A 17,869-nucleotide genomic window follows, 5' to 3' on the forward strand; every position below is an offset into this window, starting at 1 on the left:
CACAGGTGCCGATAACATTCTCGTTAACGGCAGCGTTGATGACGGGTTCGTCCGAAAAAGCCGCGTTCGCTCGTCACAGTTCGGAATCACGTGTTGGGCTTTGGCGTCAATGAAGACGCCCAGGCGAATTGCAGGAGTGGAACTTCGAACGCCCGGCCTTCTTGTGGAACCGGTGGTTCGCATTTGATCGGTGCCGACATGGATCGATTGAAGCTCTCGCTGAGGTGTGCGCTGCTTGTGGCGCCGCTTGTCCTGACGACCGGAAGCGCCCTGGGGCGCGACGATGGCCGCTACGCCAACTCGCCGCTGAAACCCTGGTTCGACAGCTTGCGCAGCCATCTCGGGCCCTGCTGCTCGGATGCAGATGGCTTTGCTGTATCCGACCCTGATTGGGAATCGCACGATGGGCACTATCGCGTGCGGCTCGACGGGCAGTGGGTGGACGTGCCTGATGAGGCCGTCATCACCGAGCCAAACCGGGCTGGCCACACCATGGTGTGGCCGGTGAAGACTGCGTTCGGGATTTCGATCCGCTGCTTCATGCCGGGCAGCATGATCTGACGCGGGTGGGCGTTACCGCTTGCTGGATTTGCGCTTCGAGGTCTTCTTCGTTGTCTTGGTCGTCTTCCTGGCTGTCTTCTTGGCCGTCTTCTTCTTGGAGGTCTTTCGCTTCGACGCCTTCTTCGGGACCTTCTTGCCCTTCGCGCGCGCTTCCGACAGGCCGATCGCGATCGCCTGCTTGCGACTCTTCACGCGTCCGCCACGACCGCCGGGGCCGCTTTTCGCGGTGCCCTTCTTATAACGGCGCATCTCGCGCTCGACATCACTGCTGGCGCTGCGTGAGTAGCGGCGTTTCTTTGCCTTGCGTGCCATCAACTCTCTCCCTTGGCCCGGGAAAGAACCGCATCACTGACCCAACGTTCCAAATGCGCGGCGGGCCCCTCAGAAGGAGTTCGCCAACTCGATCTCGTCTTCCAGCGCTCGAATGCGGCGCGCAGCCTCAGTCGAGGACAGAGCCCGATCGTATTGAGTGGGCTGATAGGCCTCCTCGCTCAGACGCTTCAGCCTCAGCCCCTGCGCTCGCGTCATCTGCTCCGTGAGGAAAACCCTGGCGTCGTATTTACCCTGAACCTGCATCTGGCCTCTCCGTTCTCAAATCGTGACTTGACTATATGTTCTTATTTTGTTCTAACAAGCCATGGACAACAGAATTAATGAAATTCGACGCAAAATCAGCGCCTTGAGGCTCGAAATGGCCGACATTGAGGTGGCTGTGCGCGACCTCGTCGATCGCGACCGCGACTGCAAAGAAAAGGCCCTGGCGCAGATGGATCTGCGCCGGAAAATTAACCTGCTGATCGGCGAATGGAAGGCGGCCGGTGGCGGCGATGTCCTGCCTGACGTCCGCGAGCGGGTCCGCCTTCGTCCTGCAACGACATCCGGTAGTCCGCTGCGCGTGATCGCGCGCCGCTGAGAATTTTGGGAGCGTGCGGTGGAGGAAGCCCGGACACGTACCGGATTCTAAAACTGCGCGCCGAAATTCTCGAACTCGGCTCCGCCATCCGGCAATTGCAGCGCGAGGGTCTCGACGATGCCGCAGCGCAGCTTCTGATCGCACGCAAACGTGCACAGCTCGAGCATCTCGTGAAGGCGAATGCTGCGGGACGGCAGCTCTAGCGATCTGACGCTGAAAGGATTCCGAATCCAGCTCCAGCTCCAAAGCGAAAGGCCCCGCGTCGCCGCGAGGCCCTTGATGGTCGGCCGGAGCTCACTTGGTGTTGCTCATGCCGCCCTTGTTGTTCGTCATGGTGCCGCCTTGGTCGGAGCCGGGGCCAGAACCACCTTGACCGGAGGGATCAGCGCCCTTGGAGGACTTGGTGTTGGCGCCCGTGGTCTGCGACGAGGACATCGCGGATCCATGCTTGGCCTTATGCGACTTGGCCTGCACGGCGAACGGAGTGGCGGCGAGGCCAGTTGCCAACATCACGGTAAGAGCGAGCTTGGTGGTTTTCATGCGCGGGAACTCCCTGAGTTAAATTGACGCAGGCAGCCAACCGCCATTTGCTGCAGGAGTTCCGAACGAAAGCGCTCGGTGCGCGTCACGCGCGCTTCAAAATTCCTTGTCTTCGGCGAGGATGAACACGAGGCCCGTGAGCGTCGCGCCGATCGCAAACGTCGTCACCAGTGTGATGATGAAGACCATGGCGGCCGAATGTCCGCCGTGGCTCAGCAAATTTGCGACGGCCGGATTGAACAGGACGAGGGCGAGACCGAAGACAAGGCCGAGGGCTGCGCCCATCATCGCATGCGTCATCAGCTTGATGACGCCGGTCGGAGAGATGAGGCTCGGCGACTTTTTCCCGCGCATGGAACCGCCTCGCGGTGTGGCATAAAACGCATGCGACGATTGCGGGTTCCATTCTCATGACGATTTTGTCATTCCCCGCTTCATCCGACGTTCATGGCGGTCTTGCGAGGATGAATGCCATCAACACGGGAACATTCGATATGGGTAAGGTCGTCTTTCTCTATCGCTCGCTGGCCTATCGCAACGCGGCAGCGGACATGCTGCGCAAGGCGCGCAAGCTGCCGCGCGGCGCCGAGCGGAGCGCAGCCCGCCGTTACGCGCGGGCGCTGCGCGAGCTTTCGCAAACGGAAGCCTGGCTGGAAGGACGTGTCGCTGACGAACCGCAGGCAATGCAGCGCATGAGGGTTGCCGCGACGCGCTAGAGCATGATCGGTTCTGACTGAATCAGGGCCGAAGCTCCAGATTCCTGTCTTTGCGCGCGAACCGGAGCCCACGTCGCTCGCAAACGCTCTAGCCTGAGGCCCGCTGAAGGGGTTCGGACGGAGCCGCGTCGAACTTGCTCGCGGCCGACGGCGCTACGGTCTTCCGCGTCAGCGGCACCTCGAGGCGGCACAGCAGGCCTTCGGGACGCCAGTTGAACTCCGCCTGTCCGCCGAGTTGCGATTCCACACTGGCAAGCAGGCTCCGCGTGCCGAAGCCACGGGATTTCGGCGTCCTCACCAGCGGGCCGCCGGTTTCGTCCCAGGTCAGTGTGAGGTGGTCGTCCTCGACTTGCCAGCCGATCGCGAGCCGCCCCGACCGCGTCGAGAGCGCGCCATATTTCGCCGAGTTGGTGAAAAGCTCATGCAACGCCAGCGCCAGCGTCTGCGCTGTTGCCGGCGCCAGCTGAACTTCCGGACCGGCCAGCTTGATCTGGCCGCCGAGCGAGTAGGGCGCGAGCTCCTCGTCGATCAGCCTCGAGAGTTCGGCACCCTGCCAGCTCGACAGGGACAGGATCGTGTGCACACGCGCCAGCGCGTTGATGCGCCCCTCGACGGCGTTGACGTAAGCCTTGACCTCGTCGGCGCGGGTGAGGCGCACGATCGATTGCGCCAGCGCCAGCGCGTTCTTGGCGCGATGATCCACCTCGCGGGCCAGCAGGTTTTGTCTCTCTTCCGCGCGTTTGCGTTCGGTGATGTCCACGGTGACGCCGCTCACGCGCACCACGCGGCCGCCCTGGTCCACCGTCGCGGCCGCGGTGCCGACGCACCAGCGCACATCGCCATCGGGCCGGCTGACGCGAAACTCTCCTTCATAGGCGTGCGCGCCGGTATTGAACGCGGCAATCGCCTGGCCGAACTGGTCGACGTCATCAGGGTGCAGCAGCGCCTGGATGTTGGCCGAGGTGACATTGAAGGTCTCCGGCGTCACGCCGAAGATGCGGTACTGGCCTTCGTCCCACATCCAGTCGCCGTTGACCCAGTCCCAGTCCCACGATCCCATCTTGCCGGCGGCGATCGCCATGCTGCGCCGCTCTTCGCTCTCGCGCAGCTTCGCGGTGGAATTCTCCAGCTCGGCCGTGCGTGCGCGAACGCGGTCTTCGAGCTCCTGGTTCAGCCGTTCGAGCTCGCGCGTCTTGCGGTAGAGCTCGGCAAACACCTTGATCTTGGCGCGCAGCACCTCCGGCACGACCGGCACCGGCACGTAATCGACCGCGCCCATCTCGTAGCCGCGCAAGCGGTCGATGTCGCTCACCTGGATCGCCGAGATGAAGATCATCGCGGTCTTCTGGAAGCGCGGATGCTCCCGGATCATCGCGGCGAGCTCGAAGCCGTCGAGCTCGGGCATGCAGACGTCGACCAGGATCACCGCAATCTCGGTCTTGAGCAGCACCTCCAGCGCCTCGCGGCCCGATGATGCGATCACGAGGTTCTCGCCGAGTTCCTTCAGGATCACCTCGTAGGCGAGCAGCTTGGCCGGCTGGTCGTCGACGAGGAGGATGTTGACCTTTTCGTGGTCCATTCGCGGATCCAAACTCAGCGGTGCAGCCACATGCGGATTGCAAGCAGCAATTGATCGGTGTTGACGGGTTTGGCGAGGTAGTCGGACGCGCCTGCTTCCAGGCATTTCTCACGGTCGCCCTTCATCGCCTTGGCTGTCAGCGCGATGATCGGAAGGCGGGCGAAGGCCGGATTTTCGCGAATGACGCCGATGGTCTGATAGCCATCCATCTGCGGCATCATGATGTCCATCAGCACGATGGCGATCTCCGGATTGGATTCGACCAGCGTCACCGCCTCGCGGCCGGTCGTGGCCGTCAGCACCTTCATGCCCCGCCGTTCCAGGACGCTCGACAGCGCGAAGATGTTGCGGGCGTCGTCGTCGACGAGCAGGGCGGTCTTGCCGATCAGGTCTTCGTCGGAACTGTTCAGCTTCTCCAGCATGCGCTGCTTCTCGACCGGCAGTTCCGTGATCACGCGATGCAGGAACAAGGCGGTCTCGTCGAGCAGGCGCTCCGGCGATTCCACGCCCTTGACCACGATGCTGCGCGCCATGGTGTGGAGTTCCGCATCTTCCTCCGCCGAGAGCTCGCGGCCGGTGAAGACCACCACCGGAACGTTCGACAGGCTCTCGTCGTTGCGGATCTGGTCCAGCACCTCGAAGCCGCTCATGTCGGGCAGCCGCAGGTCGAGCACCACGCAATCGCAGGGCGCCTCGCGCAGCGTCGAGAGCGCGCCGGCGCCGGTATCCGTCGTCACGATCTCGATGTCGTCGTGATGCAGCAGCTCGCGGATCGAGAGCTGCTCGGCCTCGTTGTCCTCGACGATCAGGAGCCGCTTGCGCCGCGGCCGTGCATATTCCTTGATCTGCGTCAGCGCGGCTGAGACGCCCTCGGTCGTGGTCGGCTTGTTGACGAAGGAGAAGGCGCCGCGGGCCAGCGCATGTTGCCGGTCCTCGTCGAGCGTGATGATCTGCACGGGGATGTGGCGGGTCAGCGGATTGTGCTTGAGCTGGCTCAGCACCGTCCAGCCCAGCATGTCGGGCAGGAACACGTCGAGCGAAACGGCCCGCGGCTGGTACTGCTTCGCAAGCTCCAGGGCCTCCGCGCCGCGCGCGGCGACCAGAACCTTGAAGCCCTTGTCGCGGGCGAGATCGACCAGCACGCGGGCATAATGCGGATCGTCCTCGACGATGAGCAGGATGGTGTCGCCGGACTCGAGATTGAGCCTGTCGTCGGCAATCTGCTCGATGACGCGCTGCTGTTCGGGTGCAGCCGCTTGCAACGCCGGTGGCTGACTGTACTGCTGCGGCGCGGGCGCACGCGGCGCGAGCGTCGGGCCGGAATATTTCAGCGGCAGATAGAGCGTGAAGGAAGAACCCTTGCCGGGCGCGCTGCGCAGATGGATCTCGCCGCCGAGCAGGCTTGCGAGTTCGCGGCTGATCGCAAGCCCGAGACCGGTGCCGCCGTATTTGCGGCTGGTGCCGGCGTCCGCCTGCTGGAACGCCTCGAAGATCAGCTTCTGCTTCTCGAGGGGAATGCCGATGCCRGTGTCCGTCACTTCGAACGCGATCACCGCCGGCGCGGAGTTCAGCACCGGATGATCCGTGCCCCAGCCGCCGACCGCGGCGACGACCTTCAGGCGCACCTCGCCTTCGGCGGTGAACTTGAAGGCGTTGGAAAGCAGGTTCTTGAGGACCTGCTGCAGGCGCTTGGAGTCGGTGACGATGCTGCGGGCAAGGTTCGGGTCGACGTCGATCTTGAACGACAGGTTGCGGTTTTCCGCCTCGTGCCGGAATGGCCGCCCGACGGTCTCGAGCAGGTTCGCAGTCAGAATCTCCTCGGCGTCGACCGTCACCGTGCCGGATTCGATCTTGGAGAGATCCAGGATGTCGCTGATAAGGTTGAGCAGGTCGGTGCCGGCGCCATGGATGGTGCGGGCGAACTCGACCTGCTTGGCCGAGAGGTTGCCATCCGGATTGTCGGTGAGCTGCTGTCCCAGGATCAGGATCGAGTTCAGCGGCGTGCGCAGCTCGTGGCTCATATTGGCGAGGAATTCGGACTTGTACTTCGAGGTCAGCGCGAGCTCGGTCGCCTTTTCCTCCAGTGCGCGGCGGGCCTGCTCGATTTCCTGGTTCTTGCGCTCGACCTCGACGTTGCGCTCGGCGAGCTGCTGCGCCTTCTGCTCGAGCTGGTCGTTGGTCTGCTGCAATTCGCGCTGCTGGGTCTGAAGCTCGCCGGCAAGCTGCTGCGACTGCTTGAGCAGGCCTTCGGTCTGCATCGTCGCCTCGATCGAGTTGAGCACGATGCCGATGGAGTCGGTAAGCTGCTCGAGGAATGTCATCTGCGAGGTCGTGAACGAGGTCAGCGAGGCGAGCTCGATCACCGCCTTGACCTGGCCTTCGAACAGCACCGGCAGCACGACGAGGTTCTTTGGCGCGACGCGGAACAGCGCCGAGTTGATCGGCACCACGTCGGGTGGAATGTCGGCGATGACGCGCGGCCGTCTGTCGAGGGCGCATTGGCCGATCAGGCCGTCGCCGAGCGGGAGCACACGCTGATATGGATAGACGCCGTCGCCGGCATAGGAGGCGAGCAGCAGGAGCCGCGGACTATCCTCGTTCTCGACCTGGTAGATCACGCCGGTATGGGCGTTCACCAGGGGCGACAATTCGGTCAGCAGCAGCCGGCCGACGGTAGTGAGATCGCGCTGGCCCTGGAGCATGTTGGTGAATTTGGCGAGGTTGGTCTTCAGCCAGTCCTGTTCGGTGTTCACGTCCGTCGTGAGACGGAGGTTCGTGATCATGGTGTTGATGTTGTCTTTCAGCTCGGCGACTTCGCCGCGGGCGTCGACCTGGATTGACCGCGTCAGGTCGCCCTTGGTCACGGCGGTCGCGACTTCCGCGATCGCGCGCACCTGCGAGGTGAGGTTGGCCGCGAGCAGGTTGACGTTGCCGGTGAGATCCTTCCAGGTGCCGGCGGCACCGGGCACGTCGGCCTGGCCGCCCAGCCGTCCCTCGACGCCGACCTCGCGCGCCACCGACGTCACCTGATCGGCGAAGGTCGCGAGCGTCTCGGTCATGTTGTTGATGGTGTCGGCAAGCGCCGCGACCTCGCCCTTGGATTTCACGGTGAGATTTTGTTTCAAATCACCGTTCGCAACCGCGGTCACCACCTTGACGATGCCGCGGACCTGCTCGGTCAGGTTCGCCGCCATGAAGTTGACGGTGTCGGTGAGGTCCTTCCAGGTGCCGGCCACACCGGGCACCTGGGCCTGGCCGCCGAGCTCGCCTTCGGTGCCGACTTCACGCGCGACGCGGGTGACTTCGCCGGCAAACGCGTTGAGCTGGTCCACCATGGTGTTGATGGTGTTCTTCAGCTCGAGGATTTCGCCCTTCACGTCCACGGTGATCTTGCGGGACAAGTCGCCGCGCGCCACGGCGGTCGTGACCTCGGCGATGTTGCGGACCTGCGTCGTGAGGTTCGCGGCGAGCAGGTTGACGTTGTCGGTGAGATCCTTCCAGGTGCCGCCGACGCCGGGCACGACGGCTTGACCGCCGAGCCGGCCCTCGGTGCCGACCTCGCGCGCCACGCGCGTCACTTCGGCGGCGAAGGAGCGGAGCTGCTCCACCATCGTGTTCAGGGTGTCCTTGAGCAGCAGGATCTCGCCGCGCACGTCCACCGTGATCTTCTTCGACAGGTCGCCGCCGGCGATTGCGGTCGCGACCTCGGCGATGTTGCGGACCTGGGCCGTCAGGTTGGAGGCCATGAAGTTGACGTTGTCGGTGAGGTCCTTCCAGGTGCCGGCAACGCCGGGCACTTCGGCCTGGCCGCCGAGCTTGCCCTCGGTACCGACCTCGCGCGCCACGCGCGTCACTTCGCCGGCAAAGCCGTTGAGCTGGTCCACCATGGTGTTGATGGTGTTCTTCAGCTCGAGGATTTCGCCCTTCACGTCCACGGTGATCTTGCGCGACAAGTCGCCGCGCGCCACGGCGGTGGTCACTTCGGCGATGTTGCGGACCTGTGCGGTCAGGTTGCCCGCCATCGAGTTGACGCTGTCGGTGAGGTCCTTCCAGGTGCCGGCGACGCCGGGCACGTTGGCCTGACCGCCGAGCCGGCCTTCGGTGCCGACCTCGCGCGCCACGCGCGTCACCTCGCCCGCGAAGCGGTTGAGCTGGTCGACCATCGTGTTCAGCGTGTCCTTGAGCTGAAGGATCTCGCCGCGGACGTCCACCGTGATCTTGCGCGACAGGTCGCCGCCGGCGATGGCGGTTGCGACCTCGGCGATGTTGCGGACCTGGGCGGTGAGATTGCCCGCCATCGAGTTGACGTTGTCGGTCAGGTCCTTCCAGGTGCCAGCGACGCCCGTCACCTGGGCCTGGCCGCCGAGCTTGCCTTCGGTGCCGACCTCGCGCGCCACGCGCGTGACTTCGCCAGCGAACGCGTTGAGCTGGTCCACCATGGTGTTGAGCGTTTCCTTCAGCTGAAGGATTTCGCCCGACACGTTCACGGTGATCTTCTTCGACAAGTCGCCCTTCGCAACGGCGGTCGCGACCTCGGCGATGTTACGGACCTGACCGGTCAGGTTCGAGGCCATCGAGTTGACCGAGTCCGTCAAGTCCTTCCAGGTACCGGCGACGCCGCGCACTTGGGCCTGGCCGCCGAGCTTGCCTTCGGTGCCGACCTCGCGCGCGACGCGGGTGACTTCGCCGGCGAAGGCGTTGAGCTGGTCCACCATCGTGTTGATGGTGTCTTTCAGCTCCAGGATTTCGCCGCGCACGTCCACGGTGATCTTCTTCGACAGATCGCCGCCCGCGACCGCCGTCGTCACCTCGGCGATGTTGCGGACCTGTGCGGTCAGGTTTGACGCCATCGAGTTGAYGCTCTCGGTGAGGTCCTTCCAGGTGCCGGCGACGCCGAGCACGTTGGCTTGACCGCCGAGCCGCCCCTCGGTGCCGACCTCGCGCGCGACGCGCGTGACTTCGCCGGCAAACGCATTGAGCTGGTCCACCATGGTGTTGAGCGTTTCCTTCAGCTGAAGGATCTCGCCCGAGACGGTCACCGTGATCTTCTTCGACAGGTCGCCGCCGGCGATGGCGGTCGCGACGTCGGCGATGTTGCGGACCTGCGCGGTCAGGTTCGACGCCATGAAGTTGACGTTGTCGGTGAGGTCCTTCCAGGTGCCGGCCACACCGGGCACCTGGGCCTGGCCGCCGAGCTTGCCCTCGGTGCCGACCTCGCGCGCGACGCGGGTCACTTCCGAGGCGAAGGAGTTGAGCTGGTCCACCATGGTGTTGATGGTGTCCTTCAGCTCCAGGATCTCGCCGCGCACGTCCACCGTGATCTTGCGCGACAGGTCGCCACGCGCCACGGCGGTGGTGACGTTCGCGATGTTGCGGACCTGGGCCGTGAGGTTGCCGCACATCGCGTTCACGGAGTCGGTGAGGTCCTTCCAGGTGCCGGCGACGCCGGGCACGATCGCCTGGCCGCCGAGCTTGCCGTCGGTGCCGACCTCGCGCGCCACGCGCGTCACTTCGGAGGCGAAGGAGCGCAGCTGGTCCACCATCGTGTTGATGGCTTCCTTGAGCTGAAGGATCTCGCCGCGGACGTCGACGGTGATCTTCTTGGACAAGTCGCCGTTGGCGACCGCGATCGTGACCTCGGCGATGTTGCGAACCTGGTTGGTCAGGTTGTTCGCCATCGAGTTGACGCTCTCGGTCAGATCCTTCCAGACGCCGGTCACCTCAGGCACCTGGGCCTGGCCGCCGAGCTTGCCTTCGGTGCCGACCTCGCGCGCCACGCGCGTCACCTCGGAGGTGAACACGCCGAGCTGCTTGATCATGGTGTTGACGATGGTCGCCGACTGCAGGAATTCGCCGCGCAGCGGGCGGCCGTCGACGTCCAGCTTAACAGTCTGGAGCAGGTCGCCTTGCGCCACAGCCGCGACCGCGCGCGTCACTTCGCGCGTCGGCCACAGGAGGTCGTCGATCAGCGTGTTGACGGAGCCTTCCATGTCGGCCCAGGAGCCGCTGGCGAGGCCGAACTTCACGCGCTGGCGGGTCTTGCCCTCGCGCCCCACGACCTGACCGACCAGCTCGAGCTGCTGCGCCATGCGCTGGTTGGCGGCGATGATTTCATTAAAAGTGTCGGCGATCTTGCCGTCGATGCCGAGATAGTCCCCGCTCATCCGCACCGAAAAATCGCCGCTGCGCATGGCCTGCAAGGCAAGCAGCAATTCCGGCCGCGAATCCGGGTCCGACATACCGTTGGTTTTTGGCTTTGGGACGCGACGACCGGAGCGTGATGCAGTTCCGGGATCGAGGTCGCTCATACTGATTCCCCCGCGGCGTCGGCCGAATCCAAGGCGTGACGCAGTTGTCAAAATAGAGCGTCAGCCAAATTCGAAATCAAGCGCCAACGTTGCGGCGCTTGGAATTGGAACCTGCCGTGCTCAGCCCGGCCAAAATAACGGTGAGGAGTGACGATGGTTCCATCCCGTTCAGGAAAAAGCCGGCCGGCCGCTGCACCAGAGCTCCGAGCCGTCCTGGGAGAGGGGGCTGGCGCGCCCAGCGGGCGCGGGGCTGTGACTGGCGACCCTGCCGCAAGCTCCGCCACGTCACGCGCTGATTCGCTGACCACGGGGACCGCGACCAGCGGCCGGAGAGCCAGCAGCATCATCCGGAAGACAAATAGGGCTGCTATTTGTCTGCCATGGTGCGCTCCGCATCTTTCATCTGCGTGCGCAGCATCGGCAATTGCGCGCGCGCGAAGGCGGCGAGGGCAGGGTTGTCGGGCGCTTTCAGATAGCGCTCGAGCAGGTTGATGGCGGAGTCATATTCGGGGATTTGCGCGGCATAGAAGCTTCTGACGTAAGTCGGTCCATCCGCATTTTCGGGCTCGACGAGGCTTGCGCTCACTGACGTCGTCTTGCCGGCGTGCGGCTCCGCACCGATCGCGTCCTGAATCTGCTTCAGGGTCTTGTCGCGCTTGCCCGCCTCCTCGGCGCGCAGGGCCGCGAGATTTTTCACCTCCGCATTGCCTTTCAAGTCGGTGCTCTCCAGCAGGCTCTGCTGGAAACGGCTGAAGCTATAGAGGCCGGTGATGACATCGGTTGCGGTCGGCACGCGGTCGCCGGCCGTTCGCTCACCCATATTGTCGGCGAACGCCGAGGTGCTGATGAAAGCCATGATGATCGCGACGAGAATCCTCATGCATCTCCAATGACCGATGGCGTGCGAAGTTCCCTCGCGTTACGATCCGGTAAGGGCGATTGCGGAGCGAGAGTTCCGTTCCCACATCTTCTCTATGAAACAGTCTGACATCTTCAGGGATAACGCCGACAACTGCCTTCAGCTCGCCGAGCGCGCGGAAGGGCAGCCCACCCACAAACGCTATTTGCGTATGGCGGATGCCTGGACGGCATTGGCGAACGAGCAGGACTGGCTGGACGGTGAAATCCCGCCCGTAAAGGTCCGCGTCCTCCGAACGCAGGATGCGTGAGCGTTCTCATTCTCGTCAATCTGCGTGTGAGACCGCTCACGGAATGCAAGCAACCAATCCAGGATCATCCACGAACGGTCGATCGCGTTGATTTTGATTCCAGAAGGAGGTTTTGCGATGGCTCCACGTCTGGCTCTTCTCTCGCTCATTCTCGCCTTTGGCGTCTCGGTCGCGTTCGCGACAGTGACGACGGTGCGGCAGGTGCATCTGGAGAATGCATCGGCGGCAATCCACGCCACGCATAGTTAGCGCTGCGGGCCTCGCGCGCTGGAACATTCGTTGTGCCGGCGCGTAAGCGCTTCAGGACATCTGGAGAGGCGAGGACATCATGGCGCATTCCGACCACGGCATCGTCAAGGACAAGCGGGCGGAAGATCAACCGCGCGACAAGCAGCGCGCGCAAACCGTGCACAAGACGGATTCGAAGGGCTCGCCGTCGCGCGAAGCGACGCGCGATCCCAAGCTCAACGACAACACCAAGACACCGGGCTCCGGCGTGATGCCGGACGATTCCGGCGACGCGCCGACCGGCTAGTTCTCGCGGGGAACAAATCCTTCCGCGACGAGTCGACCGATTGCTTCCGGCTGTCATGCCCCCGGTGCGCCGGAAGCAATCTCCAAGGACGGCCCTGGCACCCCCACTGTGCCGGGGTCGTTTTGCTTGTGGGAGACTCAATCCTCGGTGTCGCCCTCGGGCTTCGCGGGCGCGTGTCCTTCGGGACCGCGACCAAAGACACCAAACTCGCTTGATTTGATGCCTGCCGACGGGTCGATGCTCGTCTCGATGCCCGCGGCTGCGAGCCCGAACTTGAGGAGCTCGCGGACCGCCGCCGCGCGTGTCGGCATGCGGTGCTTGAATCGGAAGTCATCGACGGCGGCCAGCTCTTCCGGCGAGAGCATGACCTGGAGGCGCTCGGCGCGAAGGTCATTCATGGTCGATCACGCAAAGTGAGTAAGTTGAGTAGTTTGCTCAACGAACGAGTTTGGCGCGAGTTCCACAAGAGTCGGTAAAATCGCCAGATGAGTAAGAATAGTCAGTAAAATCAATGAGTTATTATTGAAACAACTCTGGCGGTGGCGCATTCTTTCGGAAGAGAGGGAGAACAGGCCATGACGGAGGAAGTCAGGTTACCTCGCAAGCTTTCGGAAGAGCCCGAGGCGCCCAAACCGGTGCGTCCGAGCCATCAGAAGGTCATCGAGCAAGTCGAGCGCTGGGCCAACAGCTCGGGGCTGCAACCACCGAGGACGGAAGATGCGAAGACGATCTGAGCCCCACACGTTCGAACAACGTCTCAAGGCAGAGCAGCTGCGGCTCGAGCACGAACTGTCGGGCTTGCCGGATGGACAGCAGCRCGATTCTGTTATGGCGCGCATCGATCAGCTTCAGACCGCCGCCGCGATGCATGATTTCCTGATGCTACGGGAGGCTGCCGCCGCCCGCTGATCGCTCCTGGCTTCCGTGCTCCGCGCGGCGAGAGGTGATGCGAAGCTTCCGCCTCTCGGTTTGGCGGGTTTTGAAACTCAGAGAACCGCTCGTTCCCGGCGGCGTTCCTGATGCGACCACTGGAGCATGCGCCGGAACGTTCGCTCGCCGACCCGGTTGGTTCACACGTTGGCTGACTGGAGAATTGGAATGCTGAAACAAGGCGAGTTGGACCGCAGCGAGATGGGCAGGTTGATCGGCAGCGACAAGGTCGAGGGAACATCGGTCTATGGCGCCGATCGCAACAAGATCGGTTCGATCGAACGCGTGATGATCGACAAGGTCAGCGGCAAGGTCTCCTACGCCGTGCTCGGCTTCGGCGGTTTCCTGGGCCTCGGCAACGACCACTATCCGCTGCCTTGGCAGTCGCTGAAATACGATACGGAGCTCGGCGGCTATGTCACCGGGATCACCGCCAAGTCGCTCGAAGGCGCGCCGAAATACGACGAACGAAGCGACTGGAACTGGGGTGACGACGCGGCAGTCCGCGGCATCAACTCGTATTACGGCGTTCCCTTCGCGTAAGCTCCCTTGGAAAGCGAGATCCGATGAGCAAGGAACGGCCCACCGACTGGATGCCCCGATCAAGCCGGGGCACGACAGCGTTTGCTTGGTGCCACTCTACCCCACCGCCTCCTTCCGCCCCGGCCCCGCATGCACATGCACCTGTTTCGCATGCAGCGGCTCACCGCATTCCGAGCAGACCATCACGGGGTCGAACTCCTTGCCGCAAGTCTTGTGCTGGTGCAGCAGCGGGCGGCCGCGCTCGTCGCCCATGTGGGTGTCGCCCCAATGCACCATCGCCATGATGATCGGGTAGAGGTCGAGGCCCTTCTGCGTCAGGATGTATTCGTAGCGCTTGGGCGCCTCGGAATAGGGGACGCGGCGCAGGATGCCGAACCGCACCAGCTTCTTCAGTCGCTCCGAGAGCAGGTGCCGCGTGATCTGGAGCGAGGACTGAAATCCCTCGAACCGGCGCACGCGTAAAAAACATTCGCGCAGGATCAGCAGCGTCCAGCGGTCGCCGACCACGGCGACAGTGCGGGAGAGCGAGCAGGGCTCTTCATCCAGCGTGTCCCACTTCATGTAGCGATCTCCGGCAAAGGGTAGTAAGTCAGAAAAAGGAACTGACTTGAATGATCAGCGCTATTTCTAATAAAGAATATCATTCACCCCTGTAGTTTGACAGTTCTATTTTAGAACTATAGCCTCCGGCCCAATCACATACCGTTCTCACCGGAGGAGGTGACCTTGCCCAAGCGAAACGCGACAGCCGCCGTGATCGGGGCCGGCGATTTCATCGGCTCCGAGATCGCCAAGAAATTTTCCGCGGAAGGTTTCACGGTCTTTGCCGGGCGCCGCAACGGCGACAAGCTGGCGCCGCTGGTGAAGGACATCGAGGCCGCCGGCGGCGAGATTCACGCGCGCTCGCTCGATGCACGCAAAGAGGAGGAGGTCATCTCCTTCCTCAATGACGCCGACCAGCACGCGCCGCTCGAAGTCTGCATCTTCAACGTCGGCGCCAACGTCAATTTCCCGATCCTCGACACTACCGAGCGCGTGTTCCGGAAGGTGTGGGAGATGGCCTGCTATTCCGGCTTCCTCGCCGGCCGCGAAGCGGCGCGGCTGATGCTGCCGCGCGGTGGCGGCAACATCTTCTTCACCGGCGCGACGGCGAGCCTGCGCGGCGGCAGCGGCTTTGCTGCCTTTGCCAGCGCAAAATTCGGGCTGCGCGCGGTGGCGCAGGCGATGGCGCGCGAGCTCGGGCCGAACAACATCCACGTCGCCCATCTCATCATCGATTCCGGCGTCGACACCGAGTGGGTGCGGCAGCGCCGGCTCGAAGCGCTCGGGGCGAATGCGCTTGATAATCCCGATCTTCTGATGCCGCCGTCATCTGTCGCGGATGCCTATTGGCAGCTCTATCAGCAGCCGAAGAGCGCCTGGACCTTCGAGATGGAGATCCGCCCGTTCGGAGAGAAATGGTGACCGCGGAGCAAGACTGCGGCTAGACTGATCCCAATAGAAACTGAAATCCGGGAGGCCCCTACGTGAAGACCGCGATCACCGAACTGTTCGGCATCGAGCACCCGATCATCCAGGGTGGCATGCATTTCGTCGGCTTTGCCGAGTTAGCCGCTGCGGTCTCCAATGCCGGCGGGCTTGGCATCATCACGGGTCTCACGCAGAAGACACCGGAATTGCTCGCGAAGGAAATCGCGCGCTGCCGCGACATGACGGACAAGCCGTTCGGCGTGAACCTCACCTTCCTGCCGACCTTCGCGGCGCCGCCTTATCCGGAATACATCGCGGCCATCGTCGAAGGCGGCATCAAGGCGGTGGAGACGGCAGGGCGCAGCCCCGAACAATACATGCCTGCGCTGAAGGCCGCCGGCATCAAGGTGATCCACAAATGCACGTCCGTGCGCCACTCCCTGAAGGCCGAGCGCATCGGCTGCGACGCCGTCAGCGTCGACGGCTTTGAGTGCGGCGGTCATCCCGGCGAAGACGACATTCCCAACATGATCCTGCTGCCGCGCGCGGCGGAGGAATTGAAGATCCCGTTCGTCGCCTCCGGCGGCATGGCCGACGGGCGCAGCCTCGTCGCGGCGCTGTCGCTGGGTGCGGCCGGCATGAACATGGGCACGCGCTTCATCGCCACCAGGGAAGCACCGGTGCATCAGAACGTGAAGAACGCGCTTGTTGCGGCAACCGAGCTCGACACCCGCCTGATCATGCGCGCTCTGCGCAACACCGAGCGCGTGCTCAAGAACGCCAACGTCGATCGTCTGCTCGAGATCGAGCGCGAGAAGGGCGCGAAGCTGAGCATCGACGATATCCACGACCAGGTCGCGGGCGTCTATCCGAAGATCATGCTGGACGGCCAGATGGACGCGGGCGCCTGGAGCTGCGGCATGGTCGCAGGGCTGATCCACGACATCCCCTCCTGCAAGGAGCTCGTCGATCGCATCATGGATGAGGCGGAAGAGATCATCCGCAGCCGCCTGATGGGGTTCCTGGACGGGACGGGTGCGTCGCGAAAGGTCGCCTGACACCGCCAAACTTCTTAACCACGGCGGCACTTGGCCGCTGGAATTGCGCGTGACGCCTCCTAAATAGGAGTAAATTACCCCTTGAAATAAGCAATTTCAGGAGGCGTCCGTGGTCCTGAAGAGCGTTCCATTTGCAGTTGCCGTTGCCCTCGTGCTCGCATGGGGCGGCATTGCGCGCGCTGACGACTACAAGCCCGACGAATATCTCGGTCTCGATCTCTCCAAGGCGGTGCTGTCTCCGAAGCGGCTCGGGCCCGAGACGCAGTTCGCCCCGGTTGCGTTGGAGGCGAAGGGAGGCAACGAGGCGCAGGCGCGGGCCGAACCCAGCGACGTGCCGAAGAAAGTTGCCGCCCGGCGCGTGCACATGGCCGAACCGAAGGTTGCTCATGCCAAGAGCGTCCAGCCACGCGGCGCAGCGCGCACCAAGCTTGCACATCGTCACGGCAATCCGCTGGACGCGCAGGCGATGGACACCCGCATCCAGACCTGGCCGTGCCGCACCGGCGGCATTTGCGACTGGAAGCGCTAGCCGGGTCTGTCGCGTCATCCGGGCGTCGCAAAACCGTAGGCTCGGAGTCAAGAAACCATCAGGATAGGAGTCAAGGAGCGCAGGCACCTTCCGTCGCGATTCGACGAAGGTTTCCTGAATGGCAACGCTCCGCGCCTCGCGCGCATGGACCCGGCGGCAGTTCCTGGTCCGTTCGACTTCAAGCCTCGCCGTTGCCGCGCTCGGCTCACTCGCAAAGCCATCCATCAGCCGCGCCGCCGATCGCGCGCAAATCGCAGGTGGCATTCAGTCCGGCGATGTCTCGGATGGCTCCGCCGTGATCTGGGCGCGCGCCGACCGGCCCGCGCGGATGCAGGTGGAATGTGCGACCGTCGAGAGTTTCAAGACGATCATGGCGTCAGCTTCGCGCGACGCGCTACCCGATGCCGACTTCACCGCAAAACTGCTGCTGAACGATCTGCCGTCCGGGCAGGACATCTTCTATCGCGTCCGTTTCGACGACATCGCCACCGGCATTGCCGGCGAAAGCCGCGTCGGCCATTTCCGCACCGCGCCGGCCGCGGGACAATCGATCTCGTTCGTGTGGTCGGGCGACGTCGCGGGGCAGGGCTGGGGCATTGACATCTCGCGCGGCGGCTATCGCAGCTATCGCACCATGCTCGACAATCGCCCGGACTTCTTCATCCACTCCGGCGATCACATCTACGCCGACTGCACGATTCCCTCTGAGCAGAAGCTGCCGAACGGCGAGACCTGGCGCAATCTGGTGACCGAGGACAAAGCCGAGGCCGCGCACACGCTGGCGCAATTCCGCGGCAACTACAAATACAACCATCTCGACGAGCATTTTCGCGCGTTCCATGCGGAGGTGCCGATGTTCGCACAATGGGACGACCACGAGGTCACCAACGACTGGTCGCCGACCGGCAGCTACGACGACGCCGGCTATGAGGACGACGGCACGCCGCGCCTGGTCGCGCGCGCCCGCCGCGCCTTCTTCGATTTCATGCCGATCCGCGACATCGGCACGCGACAGGGC

23 protein-coding genes are annotated in these 17,869 nt (G+C 63.7%); 14 read left to right on the plus strand and 9 right to left on the minus strand.

The annotated features are described in order from the left end of the window. Positions 1 to 198 precede the first annotated feature (198 nt). Entirely contained in the window at positions 199 to 561 is a 363-nt protein-coding gene (locus tag AC1DW2_RS24375; protein WP_028148242.1) for a hypothetical protein, read from the plus strand. 12 nt (positions 562 to 573) lie between these two features. Here AC1DW2_RS24375 and AC1DW2_RS24380 read toward each other — a convergent pair whose 3' ends face one another. Together AC1DW2_RS24380 and AC1DW2_RS24385 are read right to left on the minus strand one after the other, a co-directional pair. Then, positions 574 to 873, minus strand: a complete 300-nt coding sequence (locus tag AC1DW2_RS24380) for a DUF6496 domain-containing protein (RefSeq protein WP_477007288.1) — start codon at positions 871 to 873, stop codon at positions 574 to 576. Between the two features lie 69 nt (positions 874 to 942). Continuing rightward, on the minus strand, positions 943 to 1,137 hold the full coding sequence (locus AC1DW2_RS24385) for a DUF3072 domain-containing protein (RefSeq protein WP_028148240.1): 195 nt from the start codon (positions 1,135 to 1,137) through the stop codon (positions 943 to 945). Between the two features lie 115 nt (positions 1,138 to 1,252). Here AC1DW2_RS24385 and AC1DW2_RS24390 point away from each other — a divergent pair, with 115 nt between their 5' ends. Together AC1DW2_RS24390 and AC1DW2_RS24395 are read left to right on the plus strand one after the other, a co-directional pair. Beyond that, complete coding sequence (locus AC1DW2_RS24390) at positions 1,253 to 1,474, plus strand: hypothetical protein (RefSeq protein ID WP_477007299.1); 222 nt, start codon at positions 1,253 to 1,255, stop codon at positions 1,472 to 1,474. Between the two features lie 5 nt (positions 1,475 to 1,479). Continuing rightward, positions 1,480 to 1,677: a hypothetical protein gene (locus AC1DW2_RS24395; RefSeq protein ID WP_477007289.1), complete on the plus strand. Its 198-nt coding sequence runs from the start codon at positions 1,480 to 1,482 to the stop codon at positions 1,675 to 1,677. Positions 1,678 to 1,768: 91 nt separating this feature from the next. Here AC1DW2_RS24395 and AC1DW2_RS24400 read toward each other — a convergent pair whose 3' ends face one another. Together AC1DW2_RS24400 and AC1DW2_RS24405 are read right to left on the minus strand one after the other, a co-directional pair. Continuing rightward, entirely contained in the window at positions 1,769 to 2,014 is a 246-nt protein-coding gene (locus tag AC1DW2_RS24400) for a hypothetical protein (protein WP_477007290.1), read from the minus strand. Between the two features lie 96 nt (positions 2,015 to 2,110). Then, complete coding sequence (locus AC1DW2_RS24405) at positions 2,111 to 2,368, minus strand: hypothetical protein (RefSeq protein ID WP_071916079.1); 258 nt, start codon at positions 2,366 to 2,368, stop codon at positions 2,111 to 2,113. A gap of 140 nt (positions 2,369 to 2,508) precedes the next feature. Here AC1DW2_RS24405 and AC1DW2_RS24410 point away from each other — a divergent pair, with 140 nt between their 5' ends. Further along, positions 2,509 to 2,730, plus strand: a complete 222-nt coding sequence (locus AC1DW2_RS24410; protein WP_028148236.1) for a hypothetical protein — start codon at positions 2,509 to 2,511, stop codon at positions 2,728 to 2,730. Between the two features lie 88 nt (positions 2,731 to 2,818). Here AC1DW2_RS24410 and AC1DW2_RS24415 read toward each other — a convergent pair whose 3' ends face one another. The 3 genes from AC1DW2_RS24415 to AC1DW2_RS24425 form a co-directional block, all read right to left on the minus strand. Next, entirely contained in the window at positions 2,819 to 4,309 is a 1,491-nt protein-coding gene (locus AC1DW2_RS24415) for a sensor histidine kinase (RefSeq protein WP_477007291.1), read from the minus strand. 14 nt (positions 4,310 to 4,323) lie between these two features. After that, positions 4,324 to 10,617, minus strand: coding sequence for a HAMP domain-containing protein (locus AC1DW2_RS24420; protein WP_477007292.1), 6,294 nt, complete (start codon positions 10,615 to 10,617; stop codon positions 4,324 to 4,326). Positions 10,618 to 10,984: 367 nt separating this feature from the next. Next, entirely contained in the window at positions 10,985 to 11,497 is a 513-nt protein-coding gene (locus AC1DW2_RS24425) for a DUF4142 domain-containing protein (protein ID WP_477007293.1), read from the minus strand. A 94-nt stretch (positions 11,498 to 11,591) separates the two neighbouring features. Between AC1DW2_RS24425 and AC1DW2_RS24430 the strand changes: the two genes are divergently transcribed. The 3 genes from AC1DW2_RS24430 to AC1DW2_RS24440 all read left to right on the plus strand — a co-directional run bounded on the left by AC1DW2_RS24430 (position 11,592) and on the right by AC1DW2_RS24440 (position 12,321). After that, on the plus strand, positions 11,592 to 11,786 hold the full coding sequence (locus AC1DW2_RS24430; RefSeq protein ID WP_063984949.1) for a hypothetical protein: 195 nt from the start codon (positions 11,592 to 11,594) through the stop codon (positions 11,784 to 11,786). Between the two features lie 117 nt (positions 11,787 to 11,903). Then, positions 11,904 to 12,035, plus strand: a complete 132-nt coding sequence (locus AC1DW2_RS24435) for a hypothetical protein (RefSeq protein WP_256376429.1) — start codon at positions 11,904 to 11,906, stop codon at positions 12,033 to 12,035. A gap of 79 nt (positions 12,036 to 12,114) precedes the next feature. Beyond that, the gene (locus tag AC1DW2_RS24440) at positions 12,115 to 12,321 is read left to right on the plus strand and encodes a hypothetical protein (RefSeq protein WP_063984948.1); all 207 of its coding nucleotides are present in this window, start codon (positions 12,115 to 12,117) and stop codon (positions 12,319 to 12,321) included. A 137-nt stretch (positions 12,322 to 12,458) separates the two neighbouring features. On the opposite strand, the gene AC1DW2_RS24445 is transcribed toward AC1DW2_RS24440, so the two are convergent. Beyond that, entirely contained in the window at positions 12,459 to 12,719 is a 261-nt protein-coding gene (locus AC1DW2_RS24445; protein ID WP_028148230.1) for a hypothetical protein, read from the minus strand. A 177-nt stretch (positions 12,720 to 12,896) separates the two neighbouring features. Between AC1DW2_RS24445 and AC1DW2_RS24450 the strand changes: the two genes are divergently transcribed. The 3 genes from AC1DW2_RS24450 to AC1DW2_RS24460 all read left to right on the plus strand — a co-directional run bounded on the left by AC1DW2_RS24450 (position 12,897) and on the right by AC1DW2_RS24460 (position 13,794). Continuing rightward, on the plus strand, positions 12,897 to 13,055 hold the full coding sequence (locus AC1DW2_RS24450; RefSeq protein ID WP_166350489.1) for a hypothetical protein: 159 nt from the start codon (positions 12,897 to 12,899) through the stop codon (positions 13,053 to 13,055). After that, positions 13,039 to 13,230 (plus strand): hypothetical protein, encoded by a 192-nt coding sequence (locus tag AC1DW2_RS24455; protein WP_477007294.1) that lies wholly within the window; start codon positions 13,039 to 13,041, stop codon positions 13,228 to 13,230. Before AC1DW2_RS24450 ends, AC1DW2_RS24455 begins: the two co-directional genes overlap by 17 nt. 189 nt (positions 13,231 to 13,419) lie before the next feature. After that, positions 13,420 to 13,794, plus strand: coding sequence for a PRC-barrel domain-containing protein (locus AC1DW2_RS24460; RefSeq protein WP_477007295.1), 375 nt, complete (start codon positions 13,420 to 13,422; stop codon positions 13,792 to 13,794). 96 nt (positions 13,795 to 13,890) lie between these two features. Here AC1DW2_RS24460 and AC1DW2_RS24465 read toward each other — a convergent pair whose 3' ends face one another. Further along, positions 13,891 to 14,355 carry a winged helix-turn-helix transcriptional regulator gene (locus tag AC1DW2_RS24465; protein WP_166350493.1) on the minus strand — a complete coding sequence of 155 codons (465 nt, stop codon included), beginning with the start codon at positions 14,353 to 14,355 and terminating at the stop codon, positions 13,891 to 13,893. A 165-nt stretch (positions 14,356 to 14,520) separates the two neighbouring features. Between AC1DW2_RS24465 and AC1DW2_RS24470 the strand changes: the two genes are divergently transcribed. From AC1DW2_RS24470 to AC1DW2_RS24485, 4 genes are all read left to right on the plus strand, one after another. Next, positions 14,521 to 15,258: an SDR family oxidoreductase gene (locus AC1DW2_RS24470; RefSeq protein WP_063986596.1), complete on the plus strand. Its 738-nt coding sequence runs from the start codon at positions 14,521 to 14,523 to the stop codon at positions 15,256 to 15,258. A gap of 62 nt (positions 15,259 to 15,320) precedes the next feature. Beyond that, positions 15,321 to 16,322, plus strand: coding sequence for an NAD(P)H-dependent flavin oxidoreductase (locus tag AC1DW2_RS24475; RefSeq protein ID WP_477007296.1), 1,002 nt, complete (start codon positions 15,321 to 15,323; stop codon positions 16,320 to 16,322). Positions 16,323 to 16,431: 109 nt separating this feature from the next. Further along, positions 16,432 to 16,851 carry a hypothetical protein gene (locus tag AC1DW2_RS24480; RefSeq protein WP_477007297.1) on the plus strand — a complete coding sequence of 140 codons (420 nt, stop codon included), beginning with the start codon at positions 16,432 to 16,434 and terminating at the stop codon, positions 16,849 to 16,851. A gap of 118 nt (positions 16,852 to 16,969) precedes the next feature. Continuing rightward, on the plus strand, positions 16,970 to 17,869 hold a 900-nt coding region (locus AC1DW2_RS24485), incomplete at its 3' end, for an alkaline phosphatase D family protein (RefSeq protein WP_477007298.1).

Source organism: Bradyrhizobium sp. P3_C3 (assembly GCF_056402655.1).